This is a genomic window from Aporhodopirellula sallentina SM41 (genome assembly GCF_000346505.1).
GTDB lineage: Bacteria > Planctomycetota > Planctomycetia > Pirellulales > Pirellulaceae > Rhodopirellula > Rhodopirellula sallentina.
Map to the genome: position 1 here is coordinate 1 of NZ_ANOH01000119.1, position 9,002 is coordinate 9,002.

Here is a 9,002-nt window from a genome sequence, read left to right on the forward strand (position 1 = left end):
GATTGTGAAATTTGAAACTGCATCGAACGTCTAGTGTTCCGTTTATGACGGTGATTCCAAACGAAAGTATTGTGCGCCCCGTTTCCCTGACAGGACTCAACCGGCGTCCCTCGGGCGACATCATTGCGCGGTCCCCCCCGGCACAGCCACTCCGCGACGCAACGCCCAGCTTAGAAGCGCCGAAAAGCCGTCACGAGTTGCTCGCAGGCCTCATCGATCTGCTCCGGCGTGGTGAACCGCCCGACGCCAAACCGAACGCTGCGGCGAGCCTCCGATTCGCTCAGCCCCATTGCGAGCAACACGTGACTCGCCGACGGGTTTGCGCTGCTGCATGCCGAACCGCTACTGAACGCAACCCCCGGCGTGGCCGCCATCCAGGTCTCGCCCTCAACATGCTCTAGTCGAAAATTCAAATTCCCCGACAGGCGTGATGCCGGGTCCGACAGGCTCGGACCATTGATTTGTAACCCTTCGATCGAACCTCGTAGCGTTTCCCATAAACGATCTCGCAGACTCGCGATCCTTGGGCCGTCATCGTCTCCCAAACCGATCGCGGTCGCCATCGCGATGATGCCCGCCGGATTCATTGTGCCGCTGCGAAGCCCCTGCTGTTGACCACCGCCGACGATCTGCGGACGCAACCGAACACGCCGATCGGTTCCTCCCGCCACCAGGAAACCAATTCCCTTGGGGCCATAAAACTTATGCGCCGACGCACTCAGCAGATCGATACCGAGCTCAGCCACATCCACCGGCATGCGGCCAATCGCCTGCGTTGCGTCACAATGCAACAACGCCCCCGCGTCGTGAACGATTCGGGCCACCTCACCGATCGGATGAACCGCTCCCATCTCGTTGTTGGCGATCATCACGTTGACTAACGCGGTTTGGTCCGTCACCGCGTCTTTGAGCGTGTCCAGGTCGATCGTTCCCGGCACCGATGCATCTGAACACGACTGGGGGTGCACCGGAACGTACGACACCTCGACACCGGATCTCTGTAAATCGGTCGCAACGTCGATGACCGCCGGGTGTTCCGTCGTGCAGACGACCATGTGATTGCGACGGTTTCTCGGGTGTGTCATCACACCTCGCATCGCCAAATTGATGCTCTCCGTCGCCCCCGACGTGATCAGCAGCGAACTCGCCGGGGCATTGACCGTCGACGCGATCGTTTCAATCGCGGCATTCATCGCCTCGGCCGCCTCCCGTCCCGCCGCGTGCGAATCACTGTGCGGATTGGCGAACCGCTCCGTCAGCCACGGCAACATCGCATCGACCACTCGCCGATCACAGGGCGTCGTCGCGTGATGATCGAGGTAGATGCAATCAGACATTGCGTCGCCCACCTTGGACCGACAAATCCTCCGCGTCCGCCGAGGTGCCCTGCAGGATCTCGTCGGTGCTTTGCGGATCGATGCGGCGGCACGTTTCCGTCAATCGGTCTGCCAAATCATCGAGCCAATCTTCCCACGTCTCGACCGTCGTGTTCTCCGGCGGGATGTTCGCCATCTCGTCGAGCAACAAGATCATCCGCAAACAGTGCCGGAACAGAATGCCTTCTTCCTTCTGCAGCTTTCGAGTAACGACGTATTTGTCAAAGTCACCACCGAACTCCATCAACTCGCCCACGATCCAAACCGGACGGACCCGCACGTCATCGACACGCGGATAATCGTCACGGAACAAACGCAGCAACTTCTCACCGATCGTCAACGGCCAAACGCGAGGCTCTTCGAACATCACACGACCAAACCCCTTGTCGCGAACCTCTTCCTCTTCGTCGTCGGTCGCACCACCGAGTTCCTCCGCCGTGGCGAGTCCCCGCTGCAGCAACAACGGATCGAGGTAGGTCGTCGCCAGATTCCCCGGAGGCATGTCTTCGATTTTTGGCATCCGCGTGAACCGCGCCACCGTGCCGGGCACATCGAGCACACTTTCCAACGCAGCGATCCGTTCGTTGTCGTCCGCACTCGCGAGCATGTCGGCGAGGAACACACCGAACAACGGATTGACGCTCTTGAGCTGCACGATTCGTTCCAACCGGTTGCGAGGAGTCGCCGTTTCCGGCGTGTAGTCCTCCAATTCATACCCGCGTTGTTTGATTGCGGCCGCGTCGTCCTCCGGCGTCGATTCGTCGACCGACTCTTCCGCGGGTGCCTCGTCGCCTTCTCGCATGCTGTCGAGCAATTCCCCGAACAAACCACCGGTCGCCGGCGGTGCGGCAGCCTCCGCTTCGATCGCCTTGACGATCTCACCCGGCTTCTTCGGTTTGGCCGGTTCGGTGGGCTTTTCTTTCATCGGCTTTGGTGGCGGGTCGAGCACGATCGCATCGGAATTGTGCAGCGTGATCAGCATCCGGTTGAGATCTTTTTGAGCCTTCTCGATCCCCGCCGCCCGCATCAACCGTCGCCCCACCAGATCACGAATCGGCGAAAGATGATTGTCCTTGAGAATCAGGTAGGCGAGCAACCTCCATGGCAAACGCCCACGCGAAACCAGATCCGCCGACTTCGCTGTTTGCAATTGTTCGAATTGTGCCTGTGTCCAATAGGTCTCGCCGGACCGACGCTTCGGCATCTTCTTCTTAAGCTGTTTCTTCGCCTTCAACAACCCGGGATCTTTGGTGTCTTCGGGAATCTGGTCGAACTTTTCACGCCACCGATGCAACTTCACGTCGTCTTCGTGCGCGAGCGCAAACACGTATCCTCGATCGTCAAACTGCGGACGTCCCGCACGACCAAAGATCTGGTGCGCCGACGCACTCTCGACCAACTGCCGTTTGTCTTTCGGCCCCTTGAGCAAACAGGGCAACACAACACTCCGCGCCGGCAGGTTGATCCCCGCGGCAAGCGTTTCGGTACACACACAAATGCTCAGCAACTTTTGCTGGAACAACTCTTCGACGATCCGGCGATAGCGGGGCAACACTCCGGCATGATGGACGCCCACGCCACGCATGAGAATCTGCTTCAGCTTCGGTCCGACTCCAGAGGTAAAATCAGTCGCGTTGAGAATGTCCGCGAGTTCCTTCTGCCGCGACTTGTCGATCAACGATTTCCCTTTGAGCATCTCGGCGGTCGTCCAGCACTGCGAACGCGAGAAACAAAACATCAACGCGGGGGTCCGCCGCGACTCGGCGTCGCCTGCGGCAATCTTCTCGGCAAAATCATTGAGCAGTTCGTCTTCGACCCACTCGTATTGCAGCGGCACTTTTCGTTCGGTGCCCTGAACGAGCTGCAAATTTTTCCCGTGCGACCGCTGCAGCCAACCGGTGAACTCCAACGAGTTACCAACCGTTGCACTGAGAAGCAACAAACGCACGCTCTTTGGCAGCAACCCCAACGTCAACTCCCAAACGATCCCCCGTTCGTGATCATTGAACGAATGAAACTCATCCATCACCACACAGGAAACATCGTCAAAGGTAAACTGCTCCGGGTTCAACAACCGGTTCAGCAAAATCTCTGCAACGACCACCAACACCGGCGCTTCGGGGTTGACCGTCCGGTTGCCGGTGACCAATCCGACTTGATCCGCCGAAAATCCCCATCGCACGGCGGACTCGCGGAGTTCGTCGAGTTTCTGATCCGTCAATGCGATCAGAGGCGTCGTGTAATACATCCGCGTTCCGGCTCGCAGTGCCTCGTAGACCGCAGCCTCGGCGATCAACGTTTTCCCGGTCCCCGTCGGCGCACACACCAAAACCCCGTGGCCGCCGTTGGCCTCCGGGTCGCCGGTGAAGTAAGCGAGCAACGCCTCCTCCTGTACCGGATAAGGCTGATACGGCAGCGTTTCAAAATACTCGCCGGCGAGTGTATCACGGTCGAGAACAGGTTGTGATGGTTCGGGTGCATTCATGCCGGCGATCTTATCCGATCCCCGCCGACTCCCGTAGACCGCTGTCGCCAGATGTCACCCAACAAAGCGATCCCGCCCGGCAACACCGTCGAAATGAGCCCTACGCCTCCCGCTGTGCCTCCAAGACCGCTTCGGGGGTCGCCGTTCGAATCGCCAGCGACCGCCGCCCGACCGTCGCGATCGCGATCAACACCGCAATCACCATCGCCGCGATGGCGGTTTCCATGATCCACACCGGCGGTTGGTTATCGAGTGTGATCCCCAACGTCCAAACCCAATTGGTCACCTGCCAACCGTTGTAGCTGTACGGTCGATAATCGTTGTAATGCAGTCCGACCGAATACGGCACCAACGCCGCCAGCACCGCGATCGCGATCAACGCCGCCATGCCAACTTCCACCCGCGGATGATTGTTGATCCGCACCAACGCCACAATGCCGCGAACCAACACCAAGAACACAATCAAATAGCTCGAGTACGCGACCACCAAATTGCGAAGGATCGTAAACTCGCGAGCCCGCAACACGCTCCCGGTATCCTGAATCCGTTCGATCCCCATCAGTGCCGCGCTCATCACCAACAAGGTCCCCAAACACGCGAAAACCAACCCCGTCGCCGGCCCCGGCGTGAAAAACAGCAGCGTCAAACGGCTCAAAAAATTCCCTGGCAATTCACGCTGAATTCTCGGAGTCACCGCAGCCGATTCCGCCGCCATCATCGACCCGGCGAACGTCCACAACCCGGCCAAGAACAACAACGACGGGAAGAACACAAACAACACCTGTTCGCGATCCTCACGCACCCATTCGATCGAAAATGCATTGAACGCGATAACCAAGATCGTCAGAGTCAGAATCGACCAACGAATCCCACTGCTGCGGTTTTCACTCTCCGGTGTCAATTGAGCCGCGGTGGTGGTCAACAACAAATGCCCGACCGAGACCGTCAGCAAAATCGCCGTCACCAACAAAAACACGGTCCACCCGAGCGTCAACGGGTTGCCGTACAAAATCGTGTAAATCACCGCGCTGCCGACGAGGTACTCTGCCAACAACAACACCATCAACACGACCAGCAAAGTGCTGATCCGGCCGGTCCGCCCACGTGCGAGCGGCGCGAATGATAACGCGACCACCGTCAGCGCCAACGCCGACGTGATTAACACCGCCATCATCAACGCCAAGGTCGGCAAATCCACCCCGCGCAGCGTGTACGCATACGCCACACAGGGAAACAACGCGACGAGATACAACATCATCTGCAGCGACGCACTGGCGAGTTTGCCCAGCACGATCTGCCATGGGCTCAGCGCCGTGATCGATAACAACTCCAACGTCCCATCGTCAATCTCCGCCTCGAGCGACCGATATGCCGCCAAAGGGACAACCAACAACATCGGCAGCGCGAGCACCACGTAATAGCCGATCAACATTCGCGGCGCCGACGGCGTCGTGTAGATCAACGGCATCAACGACAAACTACCCGCCACCGTCCAACCAAACGCGGCGACCAATAACACCGAAAACGTGATGACGAACTGCCGACTCTTTAATGCCTGACGCGTTTCCTTGATCAGAATCGGATTGGTCGCGTCGCCAAACTTCTCAGCAAACTGATCAATCCGCTGCAACCATACTTCCCCCGACGTGACGCTCGACGTCGTCGTATCGGCGTTGCCGTCAGACACGGCCTCAACGGTGCTCATGCTTGGATCATTCAATTCGGGTGCGGAAGGCTCGGCAACATTCGTCGGCTGCGACCAGTATACCGAATCCAAACGACGACCACAGCAGCACGACAAAGTCCCACAAAGCCATCTACCGCGAGTGGATCGAAGCAATCCCCACACAGGTCTCGGACTTCGAACCTATCCCCAAACCACAAAAACCAGCCGCCCCGCGTTAGCCCCGGTTGTCGATTACAAACCGCAGCGAACGCGGACCGCCTGACAAGCATCCTGACAGACTCGTCGACTGCACAAACAACTCAACGAGAAAATTCGCCGAGGTCCGCTGCCACACCCCGCGTGCTCACACAGATTGTTGGCACAACACACGTTCCAACTCATCTAAATCGAGCGGTTTGACGAGGTGTTGGTCGAAACCGGCGTTGCGGACCGCCTTCCGGTCACTCTCCTGACCATACCCGGTCAGCGCGATCAGGAACAATTCGTGCGTGCCCGGGTCGCGTCGCAACCGCCTAGCCACTTCGTACCCATCCAAACCGGGCAAACCGATATCAATCAAACAAGCGTCCGGAACCTCGCGCTGAATCAACCCCAACCCCGACTGCCCGCACCCGGCCTCGTACACGACGTATCCCTTCATCCGCAACACGCCGGCGAGCATCTCTCTCGCGTCGGGCAGATCCTCGACCACCACGATTCGGTTGATCGCGTTCTCTTGCGGGTTCGCTGTTTTGACAACCGGTTTCTCACGCGTCAACGGAAGGCTCACCCGAAACTCGCTCCCTTCGCCGAGCCCTTCGCTGTACGCTTCGATCGTCCCTCCATGCATCGTCACCACGGCCTCGACGAGCGTCAGACCGAGACCGATCCCGCCCTGGCTTCGTTCGAGCGTGCTATTGACCTGTACGAACATGTCAAAAATGCTATCGATCAACTCGTGATCGATCCCAACCCCCGTGTCCCGCACACGCAACACCGCCTCCCCGTGACTGCAGAGCACGGTCAAACGAACGTTCCCACCAGGCGGCGTGTATTTGCACGCGTTACGCAGCAGATTCGTAACGACCTGCTGCAGACGGATCGGATCACCGTCGACATACAACGGACGGTCACACTGATCAAAATCAAAACGCACGTCGGCCTGACCAAACTGAGCCCCGATCGCATCGACCGCCTCCTCGATCGTCTCGCGAAGATCAAACACTTCACGTTGCAATTCGATCTTGCCCAACGTGATCCGCGAAACATCAAGCAGGTCGTCGAGCAAACGTGACATTTGATCCGATTGACGGATAATCACATTGCCCGCCTTCTCACGCCGAGTCGCGCCGACATCGATGCCATCGTCATCCTCTTGGCCTGCACCGAAACGTTGGTTGACACGCAAACCACTCTCGACGCGATCCATCTCGTCGTCTGCCTGCAACAACCTCGCCGCGTTGATGATCGCACCGAGTGGATTGCGAAGTTCGTGAGACAGCATCGCGAGAAATTGATCGCGACGTTCGATGCTCTCGCGAATCTCGATCTCGGCTTCGACCCGCGCCGTCACATCACGAGCCACCACCGAAGCAGCAACCCACTGATGTTTCTCATTCAATACAGGAGAAACCGAGAGGGCCACGTGCACCTTGCGTTCATCCACGACGATCGTATGCGTGTCGAGCTGCTGTTCTCGCGCGGTCACCGACATCACACCGATAATGTCATCCACCTCGTCATGCATTGTGTCAGGCAACAGCTCCGCCAAGGGCGCACCGATCACCGAATCGTCCCGACCGTATAGTTTCTTTGCACCGTCGTTCCACGTTCGAATCAAACCGTCCCGGTCCACTCGGAAGATCGCATCGGCCGATTGCTGAACAATTTCAGACAACTCCGCCAGACGCGTCTGCGCCTGCTTCAGCCCGGTGATATCCACCAACATTAGCACAACGCCTTCCACACTGCCCCGCGAGAAATATGGCAGGATCCGCATCAGGTAAACGTTACCGTTGCGGTCATTCACCTCGCGTTCAAACGACGTCTCCGATTCGAGAACATGCCGCAACTCCGACATCAAATCATCATCTTCGAGACGACACGTAAAGCTCTCCAGGTTCCGCCCGATGTCCTGCCGCATCAAATGGAACTTCTCGGCAACGCCCGGCGTGAACTTGCGAACCTTCAACTGGCGATCGAGAAAAACCGTGTCGACATCGGTGCTGTTGAGCAGGTTGTCCATGTCATCGGTCAACTCCGTCAACTCATCGATCTTGCGTTGATTCTCCGCGTTGACCGATTGCAACTTTTCGTTGGCCCTCTGCAACTCTTCGTTCGCTCGTCGCAGTTGCTCGTTGGAGGCGACGAGTTCTTGGTTGGAAACCTGCATCTCGCCATTGGCTCCCCGCAACTCATCGATCATCAGACTACGACTGCGGCGGGCGGACGCCAATTCCCGTTCGAGCCCACGAACATGTTCGACCGACGTCTCACCGTAACCGCCCTCCTCTTCAGGAACACCATGTTGGGTCGCACCACGTTCAATCTGCGACTGTTCGTCAGGGAGAAACTCAATGAGAAAGAGCGTTTCGCCCTGATCCGATGAGACGATCGGACGCGTCAACAGGAAAACCAACCCCGCCGAGTCTCCTTGTTCGGATTCGACCGCCGTGGGGCAAAAGACACCAGGCGAACGCACCACCTCGCCACTCCGCTTCGCCTTTCGAATCGCGGCACAAATCGGACCGCGAAAAACGGGGTCGAGCCGGTTGCAAATGTCTCCGCCCCCGCCGTGTTCCATCCGCAACCACCGCCCAGCTCCTCCGAACGTCTCGACCAAAGACCTCCGCTCGGTCACCAAGATCGCCGGCGGCATGTAGATGCCCAACAGCATTCTGCAAACCTGCGACGTCAACCTCTCACCACCTTCGACCGGCGGTCCCACATCATCTCTTTGAAACATACTTATGCCCCCAATAAAAGCCCCGCGAGTGCCCTGCTCCCCCGAGCACTCACTACCTGCTACCCATTTTGCCCTGCGCCCGTGCCGCTTAATCCGCCCCGAATTGCAGCGGTGCGCCCTCACCGCTGGCATCCATGTCGCCGTCAACATGTCCATCGAAATCAAGTGGCATCTGAATCCGCATCGTGACACCGCGTCCAAAAGGCGAATCCACCGCGGAGATCCGGCCCCCGTGACGCTGAACAATTCGCTTGCACAACGCCAACCCCATGCCTTCGCCAGGCACCGAACGAAACTCCAAACGCGAGAAAATGACGAACACCCTCTCGCGATGTTTGGCCGCAATGCCGATCCCGTTATCGTGAAAGTCAATCTCCCACGAGTGCTGATTTTGGCGTGCTTCGATTCGGATTTTTGGCAAGTGATCCTGTCGATAATGAATCGAATTGAGGATCAACTGAAGTAAACACGGTTGCGATCTGCTCCGGGTCCACCGACCGAGGGTCGGAA

Annotated in this window: 5 protein-coding genes; all 5 read right to left on the reverse strand. The window is 58.2% G+C overall.

What is annotated here, in order from left to right:
- Positions 1-170: 170 nt before the first annotated feature.
- The gene (locus RSSM_RS07610) at positions 171-1,337 is read right to left on the reverse strand and encodes a cysteine desulfurase family protein (protein ID WP_008676290.1); all 1,167 of its coding nucleotides are present in this window, start codon (positions 1,335-1,337) and stop codon (positions 171-173) included.
- Positions 1,330-3,861: a DEAD/DEAH box helicase gene (locus RSSM_RS07615; RefSeq protein ID WP_008676291.1), complete on the reverse strand. Its 2,532-nt coding sequence runs from the start codon at positions 3,859-3,861 to the stop codon at positions 1,330-1,332. Before RSSM_RS07615 ends, RSSM_RS07610 begins: the two co-directional genes overlap by 8 nt.
- A gap of 100 nt (positions 3,862-3,961) precedes the next feature.
- Positions 3,962-5,566: an ABC transporter permease gene (locus tag RSSM_RS07620; RefSeq protein WP_008676293.1), complete on the reverse strand. Its 1,605-nt coding sequence runs from the start codon at positions 5,564-5,566 to the stop codon at positions 3,962-3,964.
- Between the two features lie 325 nt (positions 5,567-5,891).
- Positions 5,892-8,492, reverse strand: a complete 2,601-nt coding sequence (locus RSSM_RS07625) for a PAS domain-containing protein (protein WP_052336017.1) — start codon at positions 8,490-8,492, stop codon at positions 5,892-5,894.
- Positions 8,493-8,580: 88 nt separating this feature from the next.
- A partial coding sequence (locus RSSM_RS07630) for a sensor histidine kinase (RefSeq protein ID WP_144059635.1) occupies positions 8,581-9,002 on the reverse strand: 422 nt, incomplete at its 5' end.

Excerpts from the sequence above, each read along its gene's own strand:
- RSSM_RS07610 (WP_008676290.1), bottom strand. The coding sequence starts at position 1,337 with ATGTCTGATTGCATCTACCTCGATCATCACGCGACGACGCCCTGTGAT.
- RSSM_RS07615 (WP_008676291.1), bottom strand. The coding sequence starts at position 3,861 with ATGAATGCACCCGAACCATCACAACCTGTTCTCGACCGTGATACACTC.
- RSSM_RS07620 (WP_008676293.1), bottom strand. The coding sequence starts at position 5,566 with ATGAGCACCGTTGAGGCCGTGTCTGACGGCAACGCCGATACGACGACG.
- RSSM_RS07625 (WP_052336017.1), bottom strand. The coding sequence starts at position 8,492 with ATGTTTCAAAGAGATGATGTGGGACCGCCGGTCGAAGGTGGTGAGAGG.